The 22,594-nt window shown below is 67.0% G+C and carries 20 protein-coding genes; 3 read left to right on the top strand and 17 right to left on the bottom strand.

Annotated features, from left to right (window positions below; all coding sequences use genetic code 11):
• Positions 1–83: 83 nt before the first annotated feature.
• The 3 genes from BKA23_RS13810 to BKA23_RS13805 are packed head-to-tail and all read right to left on the bottom strand — an operon-like array spanning position 84 to position 2,945.
• On the bottom strand, positions 84–1,595 hold the full coding sequence (locus tag BKA23_RS13810; RefSeq protein WP_145229403.1) for a sunset domain-containing protein: 1,512 nt from the start codon (positions 1,593–1,595) through the stop codon (positions 84–86).
• Entirely contained in the window at positions 1,595–1,741 is a 147-nt protein-coding gene (locus tag BKA23_RS17695) for a hypothetical protein (RefSeq protein WP_170226530.1), read from the bottom strand. The genes BKA23_RS13810 and BKA23_RS17695 overlap by 1 nt, the downstream gene beginning before the upstream one ends.
• Before the next feature lies 1 nt (position 1,742).
• Positions 1,743–2,945 carry an OmpA family protein gene (locus BKA23_RS13805; protein WP_145229401.1) on the bottom strand — a complete coding sequence of 401 codons (1,203 nt, stop codon included), beginning with the start codon at positions 2,943–2,945 and terminating at the stop codon, positions 1,743–1,745.
• Positions 2,946–3,169: 224 nt separating this feature from the next.
• Here BKA23_RS13805 and BKA23_RS13800 point away from each other — a divergent pair, with 224 nt between their 5' ends.
• Positions 3,170–4,759, top strand: a complete 1,590-nt coding sequence (locus tag BKA23_RS13800) for an amidohydrolase (RefSeq protein WP_246104657.1) — start codon at positions 3,170–3,172, stop codon at positions 4,757–4,759.
• A gap of 23 nt (positions 4,760–4,782) precedes the next feature.
• Here the strand turns inward: BKA23_RS13800 and BKA23_RS13795 are convergent, their stop codons facing one another.
• A complete protein-coding gene (locus tag BKA23_RS13795) occupies positions 4,783–6,210 on the bottom strand; it encodes an amidase (protein WP_145229397.1) in 1,428 nt (475 codons plus the stop codon).
• Between the two features lie 308 nt (positions 6,211–6,518).
• On the opposite strand from BKA23_RS13795, the gene BKA23_RS13790 reads away from it, so the two are divergent.
• Positions 6,519–7,067 (top strand): dihydrofolate reductase family protein, encoded by a 549-nt coding sequence (locus BKA23_RS13790; protein ID WP_145229395.1) that lies wholly within the window; start codon positions 6,519–6,521, stop codon positions 7,065–7,067.
• Positions 7,068–7,129: 62 nt separating this feature from the next.
• Here the strand turns inward: BKA23_RS13790 and BKA23_RS13785 are convergent, their stop codons facing one another.
• The 10 genes from BKA23_RS13785 to BKA23_RS13740 form a co-directional block, all read right to left on the bottom strand.
• Complete coding sequence (locus BKA23_RS13785; RefSeq protein ID WP_145229393.1) at positions 7,130–7,966, bottom strand: phosphoribosyltransferase family protein; 837 nt, start codon at positions 7,964–7,966, stop codon at positions 7,130–7,132.
• Entirely contained in the window at positions 7,933–8,829 is an 897-nt protein-coding gene (locus tag BKA23_RS13780) for a phosphoribosyltransferase family protein (protein WP_145229391.1), read from the bottom strand. The genes BKA23_RS13785 and BKA23_RS13780 overlap by 34 nt, the downstream gene beginning before the upstream one ends.
• Positions 8,826–9,536, bottom strand: a complete 711-nt coding sequence (locus tag BKA23_RS13775) for an HAD family hydrolase (protein WP_145229388.1) — start codon at positions 9,534–9,536, stop codon at positions 8,826–8,828. Before BKA23_RS13775 ends, BKA23_RS13780 begins: the two co-directional genes overlap by 4 nt.
• Positions 9,537–9,542: 6 nt before the next feature.
• Entirely contained in the window at positions 9,543–10,133 is a 591-nt protein-coding gene (locus BKA23_RS13770) for a TerD family protein (protein WP_145229387.1), read from the bottom strand.
• Entirely contained in the window at positions 10,130–11,275 is a 1,146-nt protein-coding gene (locus BKA23_RS13765) for a DUF475 domain-containing protein (RefSeq protein WP_145229385.1), read from the bottom strand. Before BKA23_RS13765 ends, BKA23_RS13770 begins: the two co-directional genes overlap by 4 nt.
• Before the next feature lie 213 nt (positions 11,276–11,488).
• Positions 11,489–12,076 carry a TerD family protein gene (locus BKA23_RS13760; protein WP_145229383.1) on the bottom strand — a complete coding sequence of 196 codons (588 nt, stop codon included), beginning with the start codon at positions 12,074–12,076 and terminating at the stop codon, positions 11,489–11,491.
• Between the two features lie 44 nt (positions 12,077–12,120).
• Positions 12,121–13,092 carry a hypothetical protein gene (locus BKA23_RS13755; protein WP_145229381.1) on the bottom strand — a complete coding sequence of 324 codons (972 nt, stop codon included), beginning with the start codon at positions 13,090–13,092 and terminating at the stop codon, positions 12,121–12,123.
• Positions 13,089–13,643 carry a TerD family protein gene (locus tag BKA23_RS13750; protein ID WP_145229640.1) on the bottom strand — a complete coding sequence of 185 codons (555 nt, stop codon included), beginning with the start codon at positions 13,641–13,643 and terminating at the stop codon, positions 13,089–13,091. Before BKA23_RS13750 ends, BKA23_RS13755 begins: the two co-directional genes overlap by 4 nt.
• A gap of 43 nt (positions 13,644–13,686) precedes the next feature.
• Positions 13,687–14,214, bottom strand: coding sequence for a hypothetical protein (locus BKA23_RS13745; protein WP_145229380.1), 528 nt, complete (start codon positions 14,212–14,214; stop codon positions 13,687–13,689).
• 9 nt (positions 14,215–14,223) lie between these two features.
• Positions 14,224–15,729: a toxic anion resistance protein gene (locus BKA23_RS13740; RefSeq protein ID WP_246104656.1), complete on the bottom strand. Its 1,506-nt coding sequence runs from the start codon at positions 15,727–15,729 to the stop codon at positions 14,224–14,226.
• Positions 15,730–15,898: 169 nt separating this feature from the next.
• Between BKA23_RS13740 and BKA23_RS13735 the strand changes: the two genes are divergently transcribed.
• Positions 15,899–16,462 (top strand): NADPH-dependent FMN reductase, encoded by a 564-nt coding sequence (locus BKA23_RS13735; RefSeq protein WP_145229378.1) that lies wholly within the window; start codon positions 15,899–15,901, stop codon positions 16,460–16,462.
• Between the two features lie 1,050 nt (positions 16,463–17,512).
• On the opposite strand, the gene BKA23_RS13730 is transcribed toward BKA23_RS13735, so the two are convergent.
• The 3 genes from BKA23_RS13730 to BKA23_RS13720 form a co-directional block, all read right to left on the bottom strand.
• A complete protein-coding gene (locus tag BKA23_RS13730; RefSeq protein ID WP_145229376.1) occupies positions 17,513–18,739 on the bottom strand; it encodes a M20 metallopeptidase family protein in 1,227 nt (408 codons plus the stop codon).
• A 120-nt stretch (positions 18,740–18,859) separates the two neighbouring features.
• A complete protein-coding gene (locus BKA23_RS13725; protein ID WP_145229374.1) occupies positions 18,860–20,647 on the bottom strand; it encodes an ABC transporter ATP-binding protein in 1,788 nt (595 codons plus the stop codon).
• Positions 20,644–22,485 (bottom strand): ATP-binding cassette domain-containing protein, encoded by a 1,842-nt coding sequence (locus BKA23_RS13720; protein ID WP_170226528.1) that lies wholly within the window; start codon positions 22,483–22,485, stop codon positions 20,644–20,646. Before BKA23_RS13720 ends, BKA23_RS13725 begins: the two co-directional genes overlap by 4 nt.
• Positions 22,486–22,594: the final 109 nt, after the last annotated feature.

The following is a 22,594-nucleotide window of genomic DNA, read 5'->3' as shown; positions in this document are numbered from 1 at the left end:
ACCACGCCGTCATCGATTTCAACGAGTGATATCGAGATCTCGATGTCACTCGTTGAAATGGATGACACGGTGCGCACCTCGAGCTAGCCGTCGCGTGACGTGCGCTTGAAGTCAGGGATGCCGTCAGCCAAGGTCTTCCCGGGCTCCTGGCGCTTGCTGCGGTCCCAGTGCGTGAACCCGGCAGCGGTCGCTGTCGCTTCGTCACGGAACCACACCCTCGACGGGGTGGCCCGGTACAGCGGGCTGTCGCGGTAGAGCGGACTGTCGAGGGTGTGGAACAGCATCGAGTCGGTGTTGCCCATCACGGTGTAGCCCTCGGGACCGCGCCCGTCGGCGTAGGGCGAGGCAGCGCCCTCGCCGAAGCGTCGCACCATCGGGTCGACGTCGGCGTCCGACTCCGCCGGGATGTGTGGGGTGAACGTATGCCGGGAGGTGAGGGGGTACCCGGCCACCGGTGCGGTGTGCAATCGCTGGACGAGCGCAGCGGCATCTGCGGTATCCGGCCCGGACAGCTCCGACGGCAGTGCGGCCGACTCGGACGTGACCGCGTCGCCTGCCGGCGCGATCGGCACCGAACCCGGGGCGAGCGTCGGGTCGCCGGGCTCCGCGACGGTGGCGAGGTCGGGGGTGAACCAGGGCGTCAGACCCCCTTGTGCCTCACCGGTGTGAGGCGAGACGGGGTCCTCCGGCGTCGCCGCATCCAGGAGTGCGGGATCGCCGACGGTCGGCTCGACGGCTACCGGCTCGGACACGGCCGCATCGACGGGGCGCGGTTCGACCCCTGCGGCGCTGCGCTGATCGGGTTCGACCGGGACATGTCCCGCCGCCGGTTCATCCGCGACCGGCGCGGCCGGCGCGGCCGGCTGCTGCTCGTGCAGCGGCCGCAGGGCCGCGATCGCGGCGTGTGCCGATCGGTGGATGTCCGATGCGTTCTCGCCATCGGTGTCGGGCTCCGAACGTTCCAACCGATCCGCCTGTTTCGACTGTGCTGACTGCCGTTCGGTCTCTCGCGCGAGGGACCCCAGCGTGGGGCGGTGATCCTCAACCTCATCGTCGATGGCGCCAGGACCGGCGAGCCACGGCGACAACGGCGGAACCTCGGGCGCTCCCGTGTCGTGTGGCTCCACGACCTCATCGGCATCGAAGCCGTCCGATGCCTCGGTGTCGGCATCGGTGCGACCGTCGGCAGGAAGCGAGGCGTCGTCGGGGGTGCCGGTGTCGGTCGCTGCGTCGGTGGCATCGCCCGTCCGATGGGCGCCTCGGGCGAAATCTGGCCACACGGCATACGACTCGGTGAGATCTTCGATCTCGTCGTCGATCAGCAGCGGCACCGGAGTGACCTCGGGATTGTGCGCCCCCGGATTGGGCGCACCGACGCGGCGCGTGGCTTCGATGCTGCGCATCATGCGCTCCCGCTCACCGGGCCGGACCGGTGTCAGACCGTGGGCGGCGAGCGCCTCGGCCGGGATCGGCCCCTGGCGGCGCACCGGCCGTTGTCGGGTCGCCGGTCGCGAGACGAGGACCCACGTCACGACCAGCCCGAGGACGAATGACAGCGTGATCCAGAGGATCTCGTGCTTCAACAGCCAGATCATCAGCGCTGCCCTGCTTCCTGCGGGCCGTCCGCGAAGGCGTCACGCTCGGAGGGGAAGACCAGGTAGGCAACGGCGAGTGAGATCGCCGCTCCCACGAGGAACGCCAGCAGGCACCACATCCAGGTCTGCAGCAACAACCACTTCATGTCAGCCTCCCGCCACTGTGATCACGATGCGCCGGTTGGCCGCCTGGCCCGCGCTCGTGCTGTTGTCGGCGATGGGATCGGCTTCGCCGTACCCCTGCGCAGACAAACTGCCGCTCGGAACACCCTGATTGACAAGGTAATTCAGCACCGCCTGAGCGCGCCCCTGGGACAACGCCAGGTTGCTCGCCGGATCGCCGGTGTTGTCGGTGTACGCAGCAACGACGAAGGCATCGCTCGCGCAGCCCTTCATCGTGGTTGCGATCTGATCCAGCGTCGGGTTGTCACCTGGGGCCAACTGGGTCGAGCCCACCGCAAAGGCCGGCTGATTGCCGGACAAGTCGCCGCTGATCGTGGCGTTGAGGTTCGAACACGCCGCACTCACCGAGGCGCTGGAACTCGACGAGGGGCTCGGCGACGCGGAGGCGCTCGCGCTGCCGGTCAGCTCGGTGATCACGATGCGGCGGTTCGCCGCCTGCCCGGCGCTGGTGCCGTTGTCGGCGATCGGGTCGGCCTGGCCGAAGCCCTTGGCGGTCAGATTGCCGGCGGCGACACCGTGGGCCACGAGATAGGTGACGACCGTCTGCGCACGTTGCTGGGAGAGCGTGAGGTTCGTGCTGGCATCACCGGTGTTGTCGGTGTAACCGGCGACCTGGAAACGCGTCGTCGGACAGCCCTTCATCAGAGTCGCGATCTGATCCAAACCCGGGTTCGACGGCGAACTGAGTTGCGTGGACCCGGACCCGAAGCTCGGCTTGTTCGCAGACAGCAGCGCGCTGATCTTGCCGTTGAGCCCGGAGCAGCTGGCGGTGGGCGATGCCGACGACGTCGAGACCGGGCTCGGCACGGCGGTGGCCGTGGCGTCGGTGACGGAGCGCACCCCCTGGACGCCGGCGACGACGTCGGCCGCGCGCGTCTCGTCACTGGCGTCGGCGACGGTCAGGATGGCGTCACGGCCATCGAAACGCACTGAAACGCCTGTGATTCCGGCTTTCTGCAGGGCGTCGACGGCCTGCGTGTGCAGGGTGTCCTGGATGCTGTGCCGCGTTACTGCCCCACCGGCTGCAGCGACCACCGCCGGCACGACCACCACTGCGAGCACCAGCGCGGGCCACCGGGGTTTGCGCACGCGCCGCGTCGACGGCTCGTCACGGTCCGGGTCTGGCGAACCGGCACCGTCCGGCGCCGCAGTGTCCGCGGAATCCACGAAGTGCTCCTGTCAGTCGTCGTCGCTGCTGCGAAACGCACCGGCTGCCGCGAAAAGCGAACGCACCGACCACCTTTCGAAGAGCATGGCTACGCCTTATCAAACCCCGAATACCCGCTCCGGTGCTGTATGACGCGCCGCGCGACGACCCGTAATGACGCGACCGCGACAGCCTGACAGTCGTCCGTGCGGCCCTCGAACCGGCGATGCCTAAGCTCTGCAAGGTGACCGTGCTCTACCGCCATTCCCGCATCTACACCGGCGACCCGCAGCGACCGTATGCCACCGGACTGCTCGCAGACGATGACGTCATCCTGGCGATCGGCGACTTCGAGAGCCTGGCCGTCCAGCATCGCGAGGCGACCGTTGTCGAGCTCGGCGGAGCGCTGGTGCTGCCGGGGATGCACGACGCGCACATCCACACCGCCAGCCTTGCGCGCGAGCTGGCAGCGCTCGATCTGCGCCGGGTGACCACCCTCGAGCAGGCGCTCCAGCACGTGCAGCAGTATGCCGAGACGATCCCGTCCGGCGCCTGGATCATGGGCGGTCGCTGGGACAGCAACAAGTGGACCCCGCCCGGGCAGCCGACCCGGCATGACCTCGACCGCGTCAGTGGCGACCATCCCGTGGCGCTGGCCAGCATCGACGGCCACACGATGTGGGTCAACACCGCGGCGCTGAGCGCCGTCGGCATCACGTTCGACACTCCCGATCCGGCGGGCGGAGTCATCGCGCGCGATGACCAGGGCTCTCCGACCGGCATCCTGCGCGAAGCCGCCTGTGAGGCCGTCGAGCGGGTCTACGCCTCACCCGTCTCCGGCGATCTCGCCGACCAGCTGGCCGCCGCACAGGAACACCTCTTGTCGGTCGGACTGACGAGCGTCACCGACCTCGACGGTGAGGACGCACGTGCGGCATACCTGCGGATGAAATCCGACGGGTGGCTGAACATCCGTGTCACCAAAGGAATTCCGGTCACTCACCTCGACGCGGCGATCGCCGAGGGCCGTCGTTCCGGCGACGGTGACGACTGGCTCCGGGTGGGTCCGGTCAAGCTGTTCAGCGACGGCGCGCTCGGCTCGCACACCTGTCACATGAGCCACGGATTCCGCGGCGACGAGTCCAACCACGGCATGCCGGTGCTGTCGCACGAGCAGGTCCTCGCCTACGCTCGACGCGCGACGGATGCCGGAATCGCCGTGGCAACGCACGCGATCGGCGACCAAGCCGCCCACACGGTGCTGGGTGCGTACGAGCAACTGCGCGCCGAGACCGGCACGAGTATGACGCTCAGCATCGAGCACTCCCAGTTCCTGCAACCGGACGACGTTCACCGGATGGCGCAGCTGGGGGTCACCGCCTCGATGCAGCCGACGCACTGCACCAGCGACATCACCTTGTGCGAGGCCATGCTGCCGGACAGCCCTCTGGTGGCCTACGGCTGGCGGACGTTGCTGGATGCCGGAGTCGCGGTCGCCTTCGGATCGGACGCGCCGGTGGAGGATCCGAACCCGTTCTTCGGACTGCACGCCGCCGTGACCCGGCAGCGCTTCGACGGCACACCGGCAGGTGGCTGGCAGCCGCACGAGCGCGTCACGATCAACGAGGCCATCGCGGCACACACAGCCGGATCTGCGCGACTGACAGGTGATTTCACCCGCAAGGGCCGGCTCACCGCCGGACGGCTGGCCGACTTCATCGCGATCGACACCGACATCACCGATCCTGAGTTGATTGCCGACGAACCGCTGCGGATTCGCACCGCCCAGGTGCTGCAGACAGTCGTCGGCGGCGAAACGCGCTGGTCGCGCTGAGCATTCGCCGGCGGCGCCGAGGTTCAGTCCTGGATCCGTGCCCACGGGTGCGCGTGCTCGACCTGCGCCGCCACCTGCAACAGCAAACTCTCGTGACCGTGATCGGCGGTGAGCATCACACCGATCGGCAGGCCACTGTCGGTTGCGGCATACGGCAGCGAGATCGCGGGGCTGCCGGTGGCGTTCTGCAGCGGTGTGAAACCGACGAGATCGACGAGCCGGCGGAAGTGCTCCTCGCCCGGGAGCTCCGGTCCGAGGTAGCCGAGTTGCGGGGTCACCTTGGTGAGGACCGGCGTGAGGACGAGGTCCGGTCCGCCGTGGAACATCCGCCGCGAGAACGCGCTCATCAGCCCCAACCGTGCGATGTATGCCGGCGAGCGCCACACGTTCAGCAACCCCTCCTTGGCAAGATAGGCGGTCAGCGGTTCGACCTTGGAATTGTCGAATCCCTTGTCGAACAACAGCTTCCCGCCGTATGACGCAAGCATCGCCAGCAGCTGCCAGTAGCGGCTGAAGTCGTCGACGAAGGTCTGCGGAACCTTCAGATCGAAGGGCTCGACGATGTGACCGAATGACTCCAGCGTCCTCGCGAATGCCTCCACGGCGGCGCGGGTCGGCGCGTCGGTGGCCGACGCGAAGGGCGCGTCCAGCAGCATGCCGACGCGCAGCCTCCGGTGCAGCGGCGCCTGGGGATCGCCGAGCGCACGCACGCGACGATTGTGGTGCTGGCGCTCCGCCGCGACATAGAAGCGCGCGACATCCCGCACCGACCGCGCGAGCACCGAGTCGGCGACAATACGCACCGGCATCGTCGCGCTGCCCTCGTTGGTGCGCAGCCGCCCCCGTGTCGGCTTGAGTCCGACCAGGCCACACATGGCGGCGGGGATGCGGATCGAACCGCCTCCGTCGTTGCCGTGTGCGATCGGTATGGCGCCCGAGGCGACCAGCGCCGCCGACCCACCGGAACTTCCGCCGGCGGAGAAGCCGGTGTTCCAGGGATTCCGCGTGGTGAACTGGCGCGTCTCTGTCGAGCAGGTCCAGCCGAACTCCGGCATCGTGGAGGTGCCGACCGGAATCATGCCGGTGGCACGGAATTGCGCCGCCACGGCTCCGTCCTTGGGCTGCGGATCCTTCGGGAAGGCCAGCGAACCCTCGGTCATCGGCATCCCACCGACGGGGATGTTGTCCTTGAAAACCATTGGAACGCCTGCAAATTCACCGGAGCTGATCGATCGGGCGGCGCGCTCGCGTGCCCGCTCGTAGTCGTCGTACATCAGCGCATGCAGCTGCGGGTCGACCACCTGCACCCGCTCGATGGCAGCATCGACGGCTTCATTGGCGGTAATCTCGCCGGTGCGGATACGGTCGGCGACGCCGGTTGCATCGAGGTCGCCCAGGGCGTCGTCGCGAAACGCGTGGACTCGGGTGGCAGGTGCGGCATCCGTGCTCATAGCCGCACAAGGTACGCCCAGCCCGATCGCAGATGGCCACCCGGAGCGGGTGAATCCGACCCCCCCTCAACTCCGGATCACCGTGCCGGCAGGGGTCCTGGGCTGGGCGCGGGGATGTGTGGCGGACCTCCTGGACGGCACTCTGCAGTGCCCCACAGCGCGGGGCACTGCAGAGTGCCATTCGAATGCCACCGCAGGACCCTGCCGCGGGCCCGATCGCGATGTGCCGGTTTCACCACCCAAAAGCCCTCGCGACAGGCAGACTCTTGGACACTCACCCCGTCCGCCACCACCGTCAAGGATCACTCATGCGCAAGGTCGTCGCCCACCTGTTCAGCTCGATCGACGGAGTCGTCGAAAGCCCGAATCTGTTCCAGTTCGACAGCTTCGGCGCCGAGGAGGGCACCGCGATGGGTGAGGCGATGGCGGCGGTGACCGACGCGATCATGGGCCGGGTGATCTACACCGAGTGGGCGGATTACTGGCCCGACCACAACGAGGATTTCGGTCTGCTGATCAACCCGATGCGCAAGCACGTCGCGACCCGCACCCTGACCGGGCCGCTGGCCTGGCAGAACTCCACCGTCATCGACGGTGATCTGCTCGACTACGTGGCCAGCCTCAAGCACGAGGATGGCGGCGACATCACCGTGTGCGGCATCTCGGTGATCCGCGAACTGCTCGTCGCCGGCCTGCTGGACGCCCTCACGCTGACGATCCACCCGGCGTCCGGCGGCACCGGCAAGAGGCTGTTCGACGGCATCGAGCAGCCGGTGCGGCTGGAACTCATCGACAGTCAGATCACGACTGTCGGCAACGCGATGCTGACCTACCGCAAGCGCGACGCCGACGCCTGACGCCTGACGCCGACGGGAAACCGCACCAGCGAGGGTTCACATCGGACAGTCGTGCGCTCGTGTCAGCCGGTGGCAACGCCGATGCCGCGCTGCGCGCTCACCTCGGCCCGGAAGGCCGAAACCCCGCACGCGTATGACGGCAGGCCCGCCAGGCCGTCGGTCTCGATCGCCCAGTCGAGCCATGCCAGTAGTCGTTCGCCCGCACCCTGCACGAAGGTCGTCAGTTGCTCCGCGGGCAACCGCACGACCTGACGGCACAGCCGTGCGTTGGGCACGAAGTGCATCGAGCGGGTCACCGACAGCAACGCGCAAGCATCGGCGGCCGCCACGGAATTGAGCACCGCCTCCACCTGCGGACAATCCGAAAACTTCGACGCGTCAACGACATACAGATGGCAGACGCTTGCAGCACCCGCCTCGCTGAGGCAGCGGTCGACGGCACGCTCGTGGGTGCCCGTCACGCGGATGTCGTCGAGTGCGAGCACCACCGCACCAGCCACGCCGGCAGGTGCACTCAGTCGGTCCGCGCCGATCTCGGCAGCACGCTGGGTCGTCGTCATCCGGGCATAGTCGTCGGACGACACCCCACGCCGGTCGACCTTCACAGTCTCGACGGCGATGTCGGGGCGTCGCCGCCGCACCTCGGCCGCGAACGGCGCGAGCAGACTGTGCGCGGCGGGCGGCACCCGGTCGAAGCCGGATGTCGTGACCATCACCCGCTCGGCCGAGAGTTCCGGCGTGACAAGCGCAGCCAGGGCTCGCGCATACCCACGGCCGATCGCCGCATCACCATGTTTGAAGCGGCTGTAGCCGACGCGTTCGACACGGCCGTTGGCAGGCAGTCCGTACTGAGAATGCAGCCGTATCAGTGCTTTTCGGTCGTCGATCCCATTCGCCATCCCCACACCTCCCCTTCGATCGGCTCCGGCCGCTCGGGCCAGCCCGGTGTCGCCTCGCGCAGTGCACGCATCCCCTCGGGGTATGCCGCAACGAAGTCACGGCCGTTCCGTTCCGCCTGAGTGCGCAGCTCCCACGCGAGAGGCCGGGGGCACTGCGCGAGAAACTCCGCAGTCTCCGGCTCACCCAGCAGCCGCTTGAGAAACCGGATCGTCACCCGGAAGTGACCGGAGCGCACCACCGGCAGGACATCCAACACCGACCGCACGCGAGCGGTGTTGAGTCGGCTCTCGATGCTCGGTTCCGCCGCCAGTGCGTCATCACAGGACGCGACGTATGCCGCGATCACCCGCGTGGCCCCCGCGCCTTCGAGCACCGACAGCATCGTCTGCTCCGCCATACCCGTCACGCGGATGTCGTCGACGACGACCACATTGGCGCCGGTGACCGGCTCGACCAGCTCGAAAGCGATCCCGGAGAGGTCTCTCCGCCGTTCGGCCTCGGTGGAGCGGGCGTAGTCGATGTGCGTCACCGAGCTCTTGTGCACATCGGTGATCTGCGCGGCAGGCATCCCCTTGCGCGCCGTGTTGAGGTGTATCGAAACGACCTCGGCCAGCAGATGACAGCTGGGAACAGTGACGTGACAAGCCACCGGCAGCAACACCGGGCGCTCCTCGGTCAACAGCCAGCGGCATTCGTCGAGCAGTCGCGTCGCGACCTCGGCGCCGAACGTGAGCGCGGCCGAGAAGTCGCCGTGCTTCATCAGGGAATAGGTCTCGGCGTCGAAAGCCGCACCGGTGCGCATGTCCACCGGTCGGGACGCCGGTCCGGTCAGTGGATGGGCGATCACGCGCTGCACGGTCATGACAGCTCTCGCAGCACCGCGAGCGTCGACAGTCCGTCCGGTATGACGAGCGCCGTCTGCAGACCGGCCTCCCGCGCGCCGGCCACGTCGGCGACCGGGTTGTCACCGACGTGCAGCACGTCCGGCGGCGGAAGCCCCAACACCGCGAGCGTCTCGCCGAAGATCGCCGGCGCCGGTTTCGCCACCCCGACCTCGTCGGAGAAGACACCAGTGACACCGCCAAAACCGGCCAACGCCAACAGTTTCCGCATGAGCGCTCCCGGCAGCATGCCGGTGTTGCTCGTCAACACGACCGGCACCTGCAACTCCAGCACCGCCGCCGGCAGCTCGGTGTGCAGTGGTCGCGGCGGGTGCATGAGCGCCAGCGCCTCCTGCTGACACATCAGGTCGTCACAGGCCACCGATACCGCGTCGAGCGCGACACTCTGCGGCATACCGAACCGGGTGAGGCAGGCGACGATCCGACCGACGAAACCCACATCGGCGCCGGTCCGCGCGCACTCGTCGTCGACATCGCGGTCGGCCTGCCGCATCACCTGGTCGAACTGCTCGGCACCGACCGAGGGAAGCAACGCATCCCGCAGCAGTCGGTTGCGCGCCGCCTTGAAGTCGGGGTCGCTGCCCAGCAGCGTGCCCCAGATGTCCAGCGACACCCCTGCGACGGCACGCCTCGGGTGCGTGGCACCCGAGGCGTGGTTGGTCGGCATCCGAACTCAGACAGCTGCGAGCGCGAGCGGTTCGAGGTCTCGGGCGGTGCGACCCTGACCGGGGGTTCCGATCGCGGTGAACGCCCACCCTGCACCCGTGCGTGACACACGTGCCATGACCAGAGCGGTGTGCGGGCCCGACCCGCTGAGCGCGAAGCGCGCCAATTCGGTGTCACCCGCGGCCGAGTCGACGACCCGCACCACGGCATTGTCGATCTCGCTGAACGTCTCGCCGCTGTAGGAATTCACGACGAAGACGATGTGCTCGACGCTGCCGTGCACCTGCGGCAGGTCGACGATGATCGACTCGTCGTCGCCATCGCCGGCACCGGTGAGATTGTCGCCGGTGTGCTGGATGGCGCCGTCCGCCGAGCGCAGCGAACCGAAGTACACCGTGTCGATCACACGACCACCACTGATGACCAGCGCCGAGGCGTCGAGGTCGATCGCGCGCTGCACCTGCTTGGTGCCCCCGAACAGACCCTTCTTGGTGATGACCTTGACGTCCCACCCCAGGCCCATCCGCACCCGGCTCAACTGGCCGCCGTCCTGCTTGCGCAGGTCGACGGTCTGACCCTTGGACAGGTTGACGCTCATACGTGTGCTCCTTCATCCGTGGTGTTCTCATAAGCTGCGGGCCCCTCTGCCGCAGCCTCACGCTTGTTGGCCAGGATCGAGGAGATCCAGGCGGCGACGATGAGCGCGATGCCCACCCCGCCGATGACGAATTCGCCCAGGTGCACCTTGATGCTCAGCACCAGCATCACCGCGAGCGCGCCGATCGCCCAGTGGGCGCCGTGCTCCAGGAAGCGGTACTCGGCCAGCGTCCCGTTGCGCACGAGGAAGATCGTCATCGATCGCACGTACATCGCGCCGACACCCAGGCCCATCATGATGATGATCGGGTCGGGGGTGATCGCGAAGGCGCCGATCACACCGTCGAAGGAGAAGGTCGCGTCCAGCACCTCCAGGAAGAAGAACATCGACAAAGCGGCCTTGCCGGCCAGCAGCACCGTCTGGCCCGTGGACCGTGCGTCAGCCTTCTCGAACTCCTCGTCCTTGGCCGCCTCGCGGCTCTCCATCAGTTGGGAGAGGCCGCTGACCGCGAGATAGAGCACGATGCCGAGCAGCCCGGAGAACAGCACGATCGAGCGCATCTGCACGTCGGTGTGGACCGCGGTCTTGTGCACCAGGGTCTCGCTGGCAACCAGCAGGAAGACACCGGCGATGACGACGGACAGGACATCCAGCTTGCCCAGACGCTGCAGCGGCTTCTCGATCCAGGACAGCCACGTGGTCTCGCGGTCGGGGTCGAACATGAAGTCCAGGAACAGCAGCAGCAGGAACATGCCACCGAAGGCCGCGATGCTCGGGTGGGCCTCGTTGAGGATGTAGCCGTAGGTGCCGGGGACGTGCGGGTCGCCCTTCTCCAGCGCCAGGTGCAGCGCTCTGATCGGGCTGATCGATCCGGAGACACAGACGATGACGAAGGGAAAGATCAACCGCATCCCGAAGACCGCGACGAGCACGCCGACGGTCAAGAACATCTTCTGCCAGAAGTCGTTGAGTCGCACCAGATATTTGGCGTTGACCGCGGCGTTGTCGAAGGAGAACACGATCTCGACGACGATCAGGATCGCGCACAGCCAGATTCCGGTCCAGCTGTCGTACACGAACGCGATCGCCAGGACGATCACGGTGATCAGAAAATCGATACGGAAATGCTTCAGGGCTTGCAAGGTGAGTGCTCTTCTCGCGTGACGGGCGTGATGGGCGGGGTGCTCAGCCGGCCTGCCGACCGACGGATCCGGTCGACGGATGACGTGTGCCGACCGGTTGCGTGCCCGAGTGTCCCACCGGGGTATTCGGCCCGTCCAACGACGACTCGGGCCGACGGGTTCCCCACCGTCGGCCCGAGCATCTGCCTGATTCAGGCGAAGTGCAGCCGAATATCAGTTCACGTCAAGGCCGAACTCACGTATGACGCTCGCCAGTCCGCCGGCGTAACCCTGTCCGATGGCACGGAACTTCCACTCGCCGCCGTGGCGATACAACTCACCGAAGATCAGCGCCGTCTCGGTCGAGGCGTCCTCACCGAGATCGAACCGCACACCCTTGTCGGCATTGTTCGGGTCATCCAGGTCGTAGATCCGGATGTAGGCATCGGCAACCTGACCGAAGTTCTGCTGACGTGCCTCCGCCTGGTCGATGGAGGCGACGACGACGATCCGCTCGACGTCGGCCGACACCTGGTTGAGCGAGACGTTGATCTGCTCATCGTCGCCGTCTCCTTCACCGGTGCGGTTGTCGCCCTGGTGCACGACCGCGCCGTTGTCGCCGGACAGGTTGTTGTAGAACACGAAATCCTGGTCGCGGCGGACCTTGCCGTTGGCCGCGAGCAGCAGCACCGACGCGTCGAGGTCGAACTGCGCTCCGTCCGTCGTGCGCGGATCCCAGCCGAGGCCGATCACGGCGTTGACCATGCCGGGTGCTGCCTTGGCCAGTGAGATGTTGCCGCCCTTGCTGAGGCTGACTGCCATGAGTTTCCTTTCGTTGCAGAGCTGTTGCGCTCTGTAGTCGGTGGTCAGACGAGAGGTGTGAAGGCATCCCGCCAGGACAGTTCGGTGTAGCCGTAGGCCCCGCAGATCTGCTGCAGGGTGCCCGAATAGGGGTCGTGCTCGGCCCGTATGACGATGCGCCCTTCGACGACGTGGCCGGTCAGCAGAGCTTGGGCGCCGAAGGTGGGGCCGGCGACCAGCGGCAACTCGAGACGGGCACCGGCATACGTCGTCAGGGCGACGGTGCCGCCGGGCATCTGCTTGCTCGGCCGGGTGGGCACCGCGAACAGCAGGAATCGGTGCACATCGCTCACCCGCCGCAGATTGATCGCTGCGCCGCTGGTGGTGGCGCGGAAGATCGGCGAGCGCGGGTCGGGGCCTTGTTGGGAAAGCCCCGGCAGCACAACGGATTCGCGACGGTCACCGGTCTCGAAGACAAAACCGAGGGCGACCTCGCTGGGTGTCGCCACGGCGACGCGCACCTCGAGACTGCCGGCCGCGGACTGCAGCCGCGTCAGATGCACGACCGGCTCGCGGTCGGTGAGGATCCGGCGCTCGTCGGAGCCGATGGTGGGCAGCTGCAGGTCGTGCGACGGCGGCAACGCGTGCCGGGAGGTGCGCGGCGCGGGGGCCTGCGGCATACCTGCCAGGGCATCGAGGTCGAGCGAAGTGCTCGTCTGCGAGGGCGGCGGCGCAGCAGCCGATGCCGTGGCCGGGGTGGACGTGCCAAGGTCGAGGGAGGTTCCTGCCGACACTGCGGCCGCGGCAGGCGGCGGCCCACTCAGATCGAGGGAGGTTCCGGCCGACACTGCGGCCGCGGCAGGCGGCGGCCCACTCAGATCGAGGGAGGTGCTCGCCGGTGCCGGTGGCACCGAAGAGGGGGCCGGAGTTGCCGTCGGTGCTGAGGCGACCGGTGCTGAGGCGACCGGTGCCTGAGGCGGCGCCGGCGGGCGAAGAGACCGGCGCCGCAGGAACGGCAGATCCGTCCGCTGGGTCACAGCGGCACCCCGAATTCCTTTGCCACTCCTGCGAGTCCAGCCGTGTAACCGAGGCCGAGCGCCCGCAGCTTCCATTCGCCGTTGTGGCGGTAGAGCTCGATGAGTTTGAGCGCTGTCTCGCTCTGCAGGCCGTCCGCGAGATTGACCGTCGAGATGATCGAGGCACCGCCGTCGAGGTTGAGCACTCGGACCACCAGGCTGCGCAACTGCCCAAGGGTGCGCGTGTTGCCGCTGCCTTCCGACAGATAGAGCACGGTGACGATCCGCTCGACCTCGGCGGGGACGGCATCCAGGTCTACCTCGACCTGCTCGTCGTCGCCGCCGAGTGCCTGCTGCAGCTGCGCGGTCGACAGATCCGCCGACACCAACTGGTTGAAGAAGACGACGTGGTCCGGTGACAGCGCTCGGCCGTCGGCACCGACCAGGATCGTCATGAGCGCCAGGTTGTCGGTCAGCGAGCGCTCGCCACCACCGTCCCAGGCGACGCCGACCACGACCCCGGTGAGGTTCGGGATCTCTCTGCGGAGGGCGATGTTCGCCCCCTTGGCCATCGGGCTCACGATGCGTCCTTCGTCGTCGATCTGGTCCGGCGGCTCACAGGTTGAGCTCGGACTGGCTGAACTTGTCCTCCAGGAACCGCCCGTGCACCTGCAATGCGCTCATGTCACGGTCACGCCCGGCACGCGCGAGATCTTCGACGCTGCGCCGCAGCGTGGTCAGCTGTTCCACCAGTGCATCTGTGGCCTGAGCCTCGCCATCGCGACCGGCCGAGCGCACGGCTGCGACATACGCCCGGATCGATCCCGGGAGGTAGTCGGTGAGCGTGGCATTGAACGCGACCCGCACGTTGATGTCGATGCGCGTTGCGTCAGGCCCGGTGAGAGCCGCCTGCACGGTGTCGGTCACCGCGCGGGCCAGCACCACGCCGATGCCCGGCAGGTCAGCGGCGCTGGAGTTGATCTCGAGGATCAGCGCCTGCGTGCGCTGCAGCAGCTCTTCGGGGGAGTCGGGCTCTGTCGGGCGCAACGGTGCTGCAGCTGCCTCGCGAAGCTGACCGACCGTGCTGGCGCGCAGCTGGCGAGACGAGCCGTCCGGGTCGAACAGTCGTGACAGCAGTCCCACACCGCGACCCTACTGGCCGGGCTGGCCGCCGCCATACGGCGCCTGCGGCGGGGTGGGGCCTTGGCCGAGCTGCTGCGGCTGACCGGTCGGGTTGAAGGTCGCCGAGGTGGTGGCATCGATGCCCTGGCCGCGCATCGACCGCTCGAGGTAGGGCTTGGCCCGCTGCACCTGGCCCTCAAGGGCACCGATCGTCTGGGACATGGATTGCGTTGCCTGCGAACGGAATTGGTCGATCGTGTCCATCGTCTCGAAGACGTTGTCGAAGGCGCGCTGCAGCTTCTCGATCTCGATCGTGCTCGATGCCGCCTGCTGGTTGATCTGGGTGCCCTGGACCTTGAGCTGCTCCGAGGTGGCCTCGATGAGGTTGGAGGTCGTGGCGTTGACCGCGGTGATCTGGTCGAGGACGACCTTCTGCTGGGCCAGCGCCTGGCTGACGATGACGGCCGTGCGCAGCGCTGCGATGGTCGTGGTCTGTGCGCGGTCGACGCCGCGGATCAACTCCTGGTTGTTCTTGCGCACCAGGTCCAGGGCCAGATAGCCCTGCACCGACACCGCCATCTGGGTCATGATGTCCTGCCGGCGCTGGCGCACCGCGAACAACACGTCCGATTTCATGATCTGGGCATCTTCGGTGCGGCCCGCGGCCTCGAGTTCGGCGACCTTGCGCTCGACCGCGCCGTCGAGTGCTGTTGCCAGCTGGTTGTATTCGCCGAGCTTCTGCATGGCCTGCCACATGTTGTTGCGCTCGACCTCGATCGAAGCGTTGTCCTTGCGCAACTCGTCCTGGCCACTGGCCAGTGACCGGATGATCTGGTCGATGTGACTCTGCGCCGACTGGTATTTCGCGAAGTAGTTCTCGATCTTGTTGCCGCCGGGCAGGAACTTCAGGACCTTCTTGGCGCCCTTGAGGTCGGCGCGATTCGGGTCGAGGTCGGTGACCGTGCGGCGCAGGTCGATCAGCGTGCCGCTGACCTTGCTCTGTGCGGAGTCCTTGCCCATCTGCGCGGCCGGGCGCTGCAGCATACGGTTCGAGACGTCCGAGGACTTGCGGATGTCAGCGTCACCCATGTTGATGATGGAGTTGACCTTGTCGTTGAAGGCCGGGGCCTTCATGTCCATCGCAGTGAGCTCACCGACGAAGGCCTCCGCCTTGCGGTCGAGCTCGGTCTGCGCCTCAGGTGCGACCGGCACCGCCTGCACTGCCTGCTGCTCGTTGATCACCGGCACCGGCTGAGGAGCCTCGAGCACCAACGACGTCGAACTGGGCGGAGCCACCGGCGGAAGTTGCGGGGCCATCGGCGCCTGGGTCTGCACCGGGACCGGCGGCTGCTGGTAGGGCGCCTGGGGGGCGGGCTGTTGTGGCGCCCCATATGCCGGTTGGCCCTGACCAGGCTGCGGCTGACCGGGCTGCGCGGCATACGGCTGCTGCGGTTGTCCCAGCGGGCTACCTGCCTGCTGGCCGTTGCTGTTCTGCCACTGATCGCCGAGCCCACCGCTCAGATCGAGGTCGGACATGTTTGACGCCTCCTATGTGCCGCGGTCGTTCCACGGCCCCCGGTTCGGATCTCACCTTATGTACATGCGTGGGTCTCGGACACCCCCACCCGCGCCTGCAGTCAGACTGCGCAAATGGCCGGGGCGTTCCCTTGGGTAACGCGCGAAGGGGCACCTATAGTTCGAAGTCGTGACACTCCCGCGGATCGCGTTCATCATCGGCAGCACCCGTCCCGACCGTGTGGGGCCGGCCGTCGCGGAGTGGGCGTTCGATCTCGCCGGCCGTCGCGACGATGCGGCATACGACTTGATCGACCTGGCACATGTCGGACTGCCGCTGCTCGACGAGCCCGAACCCGCCGCCGCACGGCACTACGTGCACGATCACACCCGCCGCTGGTCGCGGCTGATCGAGGAGTATGACGGGTATGTCTTCGTCAGCCCGGAGTACAACCGCGGGGTGTCGGCGGCGCTGAAGAACGCCATCGACTTCCTTTATACGGAGTGGAATGACAAGGCCGCCGGGCTGATCTGTTACGGATCCAGCGGTGGTCTGCGAGCCGGTGAGGCGCTCAAGGCGACACTCGGCGAGGTGCAGATCGCGACCGTGCGCGCACAGGTGTCGCTGTCGATCTACGACGACATGGTCGACTTCGCCGAGATGGCGCCGAGGGACTACCAGGCCGGCAATCTCGACGCGATGCTGACGCAGCTGACCCGCTGGGCCGGCGCGCTGAAGCCGTTGCGCGCCTGAATCGCGCCGCCGCGGCGGGGGTCGCACCTGAACCGGGGGCAACGCCTGAACCGGGGGCAACGCCTGAACCGGGGAGCAACGCCTGAGGGGCCGCACCTGAACCGGGGGGCCACGCCTGGCCCGAGCCAACGGAGCCGACGAGGCCGCCCGCAACTCGCCGAATCGGCGACTTTCGGATCACCCATCCCCACCAGATGTCCGGATCGGCCGGAACCACCCGACCACCGCGACCAAAAACGACACCTCGCGAAGGCAACGGTCACGCGAACCGACCAAAAACGACATCTCGCGACGTGACGGTCACGCGAAGCGACCAAAACCGACATCTCGCGGAGGCAACGGTCACGCGAACCGACCAAAACCGACACCTCGCAGAGCGCACGACGACCAGCGGCGCCCGCAAGAGCATGCAGTCCGCCGAATCGGCGACTTTCGGATGACCCATCCCCACCAGATGTCCGGATCTGCCGGAACCACCCGACCACCGCGACCAAAAACGACATCTCGCGAAGGCAACGGTCACGCGAACCGACCAAAAACGACATCTCGCGACGTGACGGTCACGCAAACCGACCAGAAACGACACCTCGCGGAGGCAACGATCACGCGAACCGACCAAGACCGACATTTCGCAGAGCGAACGACGACCAGCGGCGCCCGCAGGGCCGCGCACGACCCCAACCCGCCGAATCGGCGACTTTCGGATGACCCATCCCCACCAGATGTCCGGATCTGCCGGAACCACCCGACCACCGCGACCAAAACCGACACCTCGCGGAGGCAACGATCACGCAAACCGACCAAAACCGACATTTCGCAGAGCGAACGACGACCAGCGGCGCCCGCTTGGCCGCGCACGACCCCAACCCGCCGAATCGGCGACTTGTGTGTGGCTTCTGGGACTCATGCGCTGTATGTGGTCCGTGAGGTGCCAAAATCGACCGCATCGGCGACTTACGTATGCCGCAGCTATCGCGTCAACCACGTTCGCGAACGTGGGGTGGGCTTGTTCGATGATGAGCAGGCCTTACGTATGCCGCAGCTATCGCGTCAACCGCGTTCGCACCGGCGCAACGCCATCTCGGCCAGCCACGCCGCGGCATCCGGCAGCACCGAGTCGTCGAAGGCCGCGCGCGGCGAATGGTTGTCCGGAGCCGCGGCCGGATCCTGCGCCATACAGGCGCCGAGCATGAAATACGCACCAGGCACGCGTTCGAGCACGAATGAGAAGTCCTCCGAACCCATTTCGGGGTAATCGCGGTCGACGTAGCGATCAGCCCCGAACAGGTCGGCGACCACCTCGCGCCCGAGGTCGTAGTCCGCACGATGGTTGATCGTGGGTGCATAGCCGTCGGCCCACACGACGTCGACACCCAAGCCATGCGCGGCCGCCACACCACGAGCCACCCGCTCCACCATCGCCGCCGCCGCCTCGCGGTTCGCCGGACTCAGCGTCCGCACCGTCACCCCGAGCGTGGCGTCGTCGGGAATGATGTTGTCCTTCGTGCCGCCCTGGATGCACCCGACCGTGACCACCACTGGATCGAAGACGCTGAATCCACGCGTCACCGCCGTCTGCAACGCCAGCACGATCTCGCAGGCGACCGGCACGGGATCCTGAGCTGTGTGCGGCGCAGAGCCGTGCCCGCCGCGTCCGCGCACCGTGATCGCCACCTCGTCCGCTGCCGCCATGACGGCACCTGGCAACGAAAACCATTGCCCACGAGGGTATTCCGCCGAAAAGACATGCAGCGCGTATGCCGCATCGACTGGTCGTCCGGCAACGTCGAGCAGACCCTCGTCGAGCATCGGGATCGCCCCACCGGGGCCCTCCTCGCCGGGCTGGAACATCAGCACCACGTCACCGGCCAGGTGTTCGCGCCGTTGGTGCAGGATCCGTGCCGCGCCGATCAGCCCGGCCACGTGCAGATCATGCCCACACGCGTGCATCGCACCGGAAACCTCTGAGGTGTATGACGATTCGACGGCCTCAGTCACCGGAAGGGCGTCCATGTCGCCGCGCAGCAGCACCACCGGTCCATCCGAAGCGCCCGGGGCACCGCCGCGGATCACTGCAACAACCGAATCCAGCGCTGCCCCGAGGTGCAACTCGTCATACGTGCCGGCGAGTTCGTCGACGATCAGTTGCTGGGTCACCGGCAACCGCAACCCGATCTCCGGGCGCCGGTGCAACCGCCTACGTATGGCGCTGAGGTCATCCGCCATCTCCTCCGCCAACTGCAGGGTCCGGGCAGCAGAACGCGTGCGATCAGCCATGCCTCGAACCCAACCACATCACCGACCGCTCACAGGTGCATCAGCAGCAGCCGAATGCCCGAAAGCACACGCCCGAGGGCTTCTTCGGACCCAGTGCCGCATCGTTCGTTGACAATGGCGTCAGCGATATCCGGCTGCCTGCAGTCCGTAGAGCTGCGCATAAGCGCCGCCCGCCGCCATCAACTCGGCGTGGGTGCCCTGCTCCGCAACGCGGCCGTCGGCGAGAACCACCACCAGATCGGCTGAGGCGACCGTGGAGAACCGATGGGTCACGATGATCGTCACACCGCCCGCTCGCGCCGTGGTCTTCGCGGCCGCGGCATACCGGTCGAACAACGCATGTTCCGTCGCGGGATCAAGGGCCGATGTCGGTTCGTCGAGCACGAGCAGCAGCGGTGAGGCGCGCAACATGGCCCGCGCGATGGCGAGACGCTGCCACTGGCCACCGGACAAGTCGACACCCCCTGGCCAGGACGGTCCGAGCTGCGTGGCGAATCCCGTTGGGAGGGCTCTCATCACGTCACCGGCGGCGGCGTCTGCCAGAGCACCTTCCAGAGCCGGACTGCCCGGTATGCGGCCCTCGCGCAGATCGCCCACGCCGATCGCTTCCCCAGCCGTCAGTTCGAGCCGGAGGTGGTCCTGAAAGGCCCCCGCGCAGCGCTCACGCCACGCGGCCAGCGACATCGCCCTCAGATCGACGCCGTCCACCAACACTCGTCCGTCCGCGATGTCGAACATCCCGGTCAACAGCCCGATGAGCGTCGACTTTCCGGCACCGTTCTCGCCGACGACCGCGACCACGGCCCCGGCCGGAAGATCGAGATCAAGGCCACGTAGCGCGTCCTGCTCGGATCCGGGGTAGCGGAAGGTCACACCCTCCAACCGGATGCCGTGGCGCAACGTGGCGGGCGGCGCGCCCTCGCCTGCATGGTCCGCCGCAACACCCTCGGCATAGTCGACCAGCCAGCGGTACCTCCCCGCTGTGCGCAGCATCTGGGCCAGATTCTGCGTGCTGCTCTGCAGCGAACTCACCGCGTCACGCAACTGACCGACGACCAACACGGCGGTGGCAAAGCGACCGGCCGACAACCGGCCGGCAAGCGCGTCATGCAGCAGCCACGCCAGAATCCCGATCGATGCCCCGACATACACCACGGTTACCACGGTGGCCATGAACGATCCGCGAATCTCAGCACGGGTGAACGGCTTTCGCCACTCGAGTGAGTGGATTCCAAGCAGGTTCCGCACCAATCGGCGAGCGCCGAAGACACGCAGTTCGGACGCGGGGACCGGCTCCAGCGTGAGATCACCGAGATGCTTGCTTCGACGTCCTGCCTCCGCCGAGTCGTCCTCGGCCTGCTTCTCCCAGGCGATGTTCGCGCGCGCAGTGAAGGTCGCCGGGACCGCCACCACCAGCAGCAGCAACAGCCGCCAGTCGACGGACGCGGCGACCACGATCGTGATGATCGGTGTCACAAGCTGGTTGGCCGCATTGACCAGAGAGTTGTAGGCCATGCCGAGGGCGCCCATCCGCTCACGCAGTGTGTGCATCTGGTCCTGATACTGCGGATCGTGCAGGTGGTTCAAGGTTGCTGTGGACCCGCTCAACCGGCCGATCTGTGCATCGAAGAACTGGCCGACGCGTTCGTTGAGGCCGATCCGCGACTGCACCCCCACGATGGAGAGCAAGGGTGCCAGCCCCTGAGAGGCGCCGACTCCGCACAGTCCACCGACCAGATAGGCCGCCTGGTGATTCACCACACCGGTGACGGCGAATCCGACGAACAACGGCATCAGGTATTCCAGCGCACGCCCAAAGGTCTCGAAGAACGCAACGATCGTGGCGCTGCGTTGAATCCGCCACGATGTCCGCAGGATCAGGCCGATCGACTGAGCGTTGTATCTCATTGCTGATCCTCCTCGGCGACGATGCCGACTGCTGCCTTCTCGAACCGGGACGCCTGCAGGCGGAACATGTCTGCGTACACGCCTCCCTCTGTGAGCAACTGGTCGTGCGAGCCGTCCTGCACCACGCCGTTCGGGCCGAGCACAACGATCCTGTCGGCATGGCGCACGCTCGAGAGCCGGTGACTGACGAGGATCGTGGTAACCCCTCGGGTCACTTCCAGGAACCGACTCAAGATCTCCGCCTCGGCGCGCACGTCAAGGGCGGCGGTGGGTTCGTCCAGCACCAGAATTCCGGCGCCCGTCGCCACCGCAGCAAGGGCTCGTGCGATGGCAACTCGTTGCCACTGGCCACCGGAAAGGTCTGTGCCGCCGGCATATCCGGGTTCGAGCACTGTGTCCCAGTCACCGTCGACCCTGGCGAGCACGTCGTCGCCGGCTGCATCGTGGAGAGCCTGACGGGCGATGTCGTCACCTTCGTCAGGCTGTCCGGAGGTGAGCAGCGGCAACGCGACGTTCTCCCGCAGCGACAGGTGATAGCGCACGAAATCCTGGAAGATCGTGGCCACCTTGCGCCGCACCGCGTCGTCGACTGCCGGATCTCCGCCGCCGATCCGAATGCTGCCGACGTCTGCGGCATACAGCCCGCACAGCAGTTTGATCAGCGTTGACTTGCCGACCCCGTTGACGCCGACGACTGCCACGGACTGCCCTGCGGGAATGTGCAGGTCGAGTCCTTTGAAAACCGGCTCATCGCGAGCGGGATACGTGAACGTCACATCCGTGACGTCGACGGGAAGCGCCTGCATCGCCGGAGCCATCGGTCTCGTCCCGGGCCCCGCAGCGTGCGGCTCGGCCAGCGTCGGCCCGAAACCGTATGCCGAGCGTAACTCGCGAATCTCGTTCTCGTAGAAACGCGCTCGCATCGCTTGCACGCTGTAGTCACCGATCGGTCCAAGGCCGGCCATCTGCACGATGCCTTGCATCGCGATCACCAGCGTGGCCACGGATGTGTCGCCGCTCCACGCGCTGTGCCCCACCCAGGCGAAGGTCGCCAGGAGAGCGGCGGTGCCGACGAGCGACCAGCCGAGCGCCGGTCGCAGGGCTGTCCAGCGGCGGTCCCAGACATCGACCATCGCCTGCCGGAAAACTTCCGCGAAACCGGTCACCACCCAGGGAGTGATTCCGAACAGCCGCAACTCTTTCCCTGCGCCGCGTTCGAGCGGCAGTGCTCGCAGGTAGTCGGCCCGTCGGCGATCGACGCTGCCGTTTTCGACCAGGTCCCGAAGCACGACATCGAGGTAGGCCCGCCACGAGATTCGCATGACGCGGTAGCCGGTGAACGCGACGACAGCTCCCCACCAGGACCAGTGCCCGACTGCGACCATGCCGCCGATTCCGATTGCCGAAAATCCGGCGACCGCCCAACAGCCCTGCATGGCATTAAGGCCGAAGTAGTTGCGCAGATACTGCTCGATCTCGTTGAATCTCGCTCTGCTTTCAGGGTTTTCAAGATGCTCGATGCCATGCGGTGCCAGCGCCGCTTCGCTCAGGAGCAGAACCTGCTGCCGCGTGAACCGTGCCTGCAGTCCAGCAACCGCAGAGTCCTGCCACGCGCTCGCGAGCGGCTCGGTGCACACGCCGACTGCCACCAAGACCAGCCAGTGCCAGGCGTCGTGGTCTCGCTGCGCGATCGACTGGACGAGATGGCCGCTGGCGTAGACCGCAAGCCAGACGCTGAACCCGCGCACGGCCACAAGCGCCGCACAGACAGCCGTCAACGGCGGCGACGCATGCCACGTCATCCGCGCGAAGTGCAATTCGCGATCGAACCAGATCACGACCCTCCGGCCGACCGCCCCAGGTGTAAAACGCGATATATCGAGAGTTGCCACGGCAAGCGACAGTAAATACGAACCTATTTCGGTTGCTAGCGCATATTCTGAGTAG

The sequence above is a fragment of the Rudaeicoccus suwonensis genome, assembly GCF_007829035.1.
GTDB lineage: Bacteria > Actinomycetota > Actinomycetes > Actinomycetales > Dermatophilaceae > Rudaeicoccus > Rudaeicoccus suwonensis.
Note: the sequence above shows the minus strand (reverse complement) of the source record. Positions and strands in the feature narration are given on the sequence as shown.

Excerpts from the sequence above, each read along its gene's own strand:
- BKA23_RS13810 (WP_145229403.1), bottom strand. The coding sequence starts at position 1,595 with ATGATCTGGCTGTTGAAGCACGAGATCCTCTGGATCACGCTGTCATTC.
- BKA23_RS17695 (WP_170226530.1), bottom strand. The coding sequence starts at position 1,741 with ATGAAGTGGTTGTTGCTGCAGACCTGGATGTGGTGCCTGCTGGCGTTC.
- BKA23_RS13795 (WP_145229397.1), bottom strand. The coding sequence starts at position 6,210 with ATGAGCACGGATGCCGCACCTGCCACCCGAGTCCACGCGTTTCGCGAC.
- BKA23_RS13790 (WP_145229395.1), top strand. The coding sequence starts at position 6,519 with ATGCGCAAGGTCGTCGCCCACCTGTTCAGCTCGATCGACGGAGTCGTC.
- BKA23_RS13785 (WP_145229393.1), bottom strand. The coding sequence starts at position 7,966 with ATGGCGAATGGGATCGACGACCGAAAAGCACTGATACGGCTGCATTCT.
- BKA23_RS13780 (WP_145229391.1), bottom strand. The coding sequence starts at position 8,829 with ATGACCGTGCAGCGCGTGATCGCCCATCCACTGACCGGACCGGCGTCC.
- BKA23_RS13775 (WP_145229388.1), bottom strand. The coding sequence starts at position 9,536 with ATGCCGACCAACCACGCCTCGGGTGCCACGCACCCGAGGCGTGCCGTC.
- BKA23_RS13770 (WP_145229387.1), bottom strand. The coding sequence starts at position 10,133 with ATGAGCGTCAACCTGTCCAAGGGTCAGACCGTCGACCTGCGCAAGCAG.
- BKA23_RS13760 (WP_145229383.1), bottom strand. The coding sequence starts at position 12,076 with ATGGCAGTCAGCCTCAGCAAGGGCGGCAACATCTCACTGGCCAAGGCA.
- BKA23_RS13750 (WP_145229640.1), bottom strand. The coding sequence starts at position 13,643 with ATGGCCAAGGGGGCGAACATCGCCCTCCGCAGAGAGATCCCGAACCTC.
- BKA23_RS13740 (WP_246104656.1), bottom strand. The coding sequence starts at position 15,729 with ATGTCCGACCTCGATCTGAGCGGTGGGCTCGGCGATCAGTGGCAGAAC.
- BKA23_RS13730 (WP_145229376.1), bottom strand. The coding sequence starts at position 18,739 with ATGGCTGATCGCACGCGTTCTGCTGCCCGGACCCTGCAGTTGGCGGAG.
- BKA23_RS13725 (WP_145229374.1), bottom strand. The coding sequence starts at position 20,647 with ATGAGATACAACGCTCAGTCGATCGGCCTGATCCTGCGGACATCGTGG.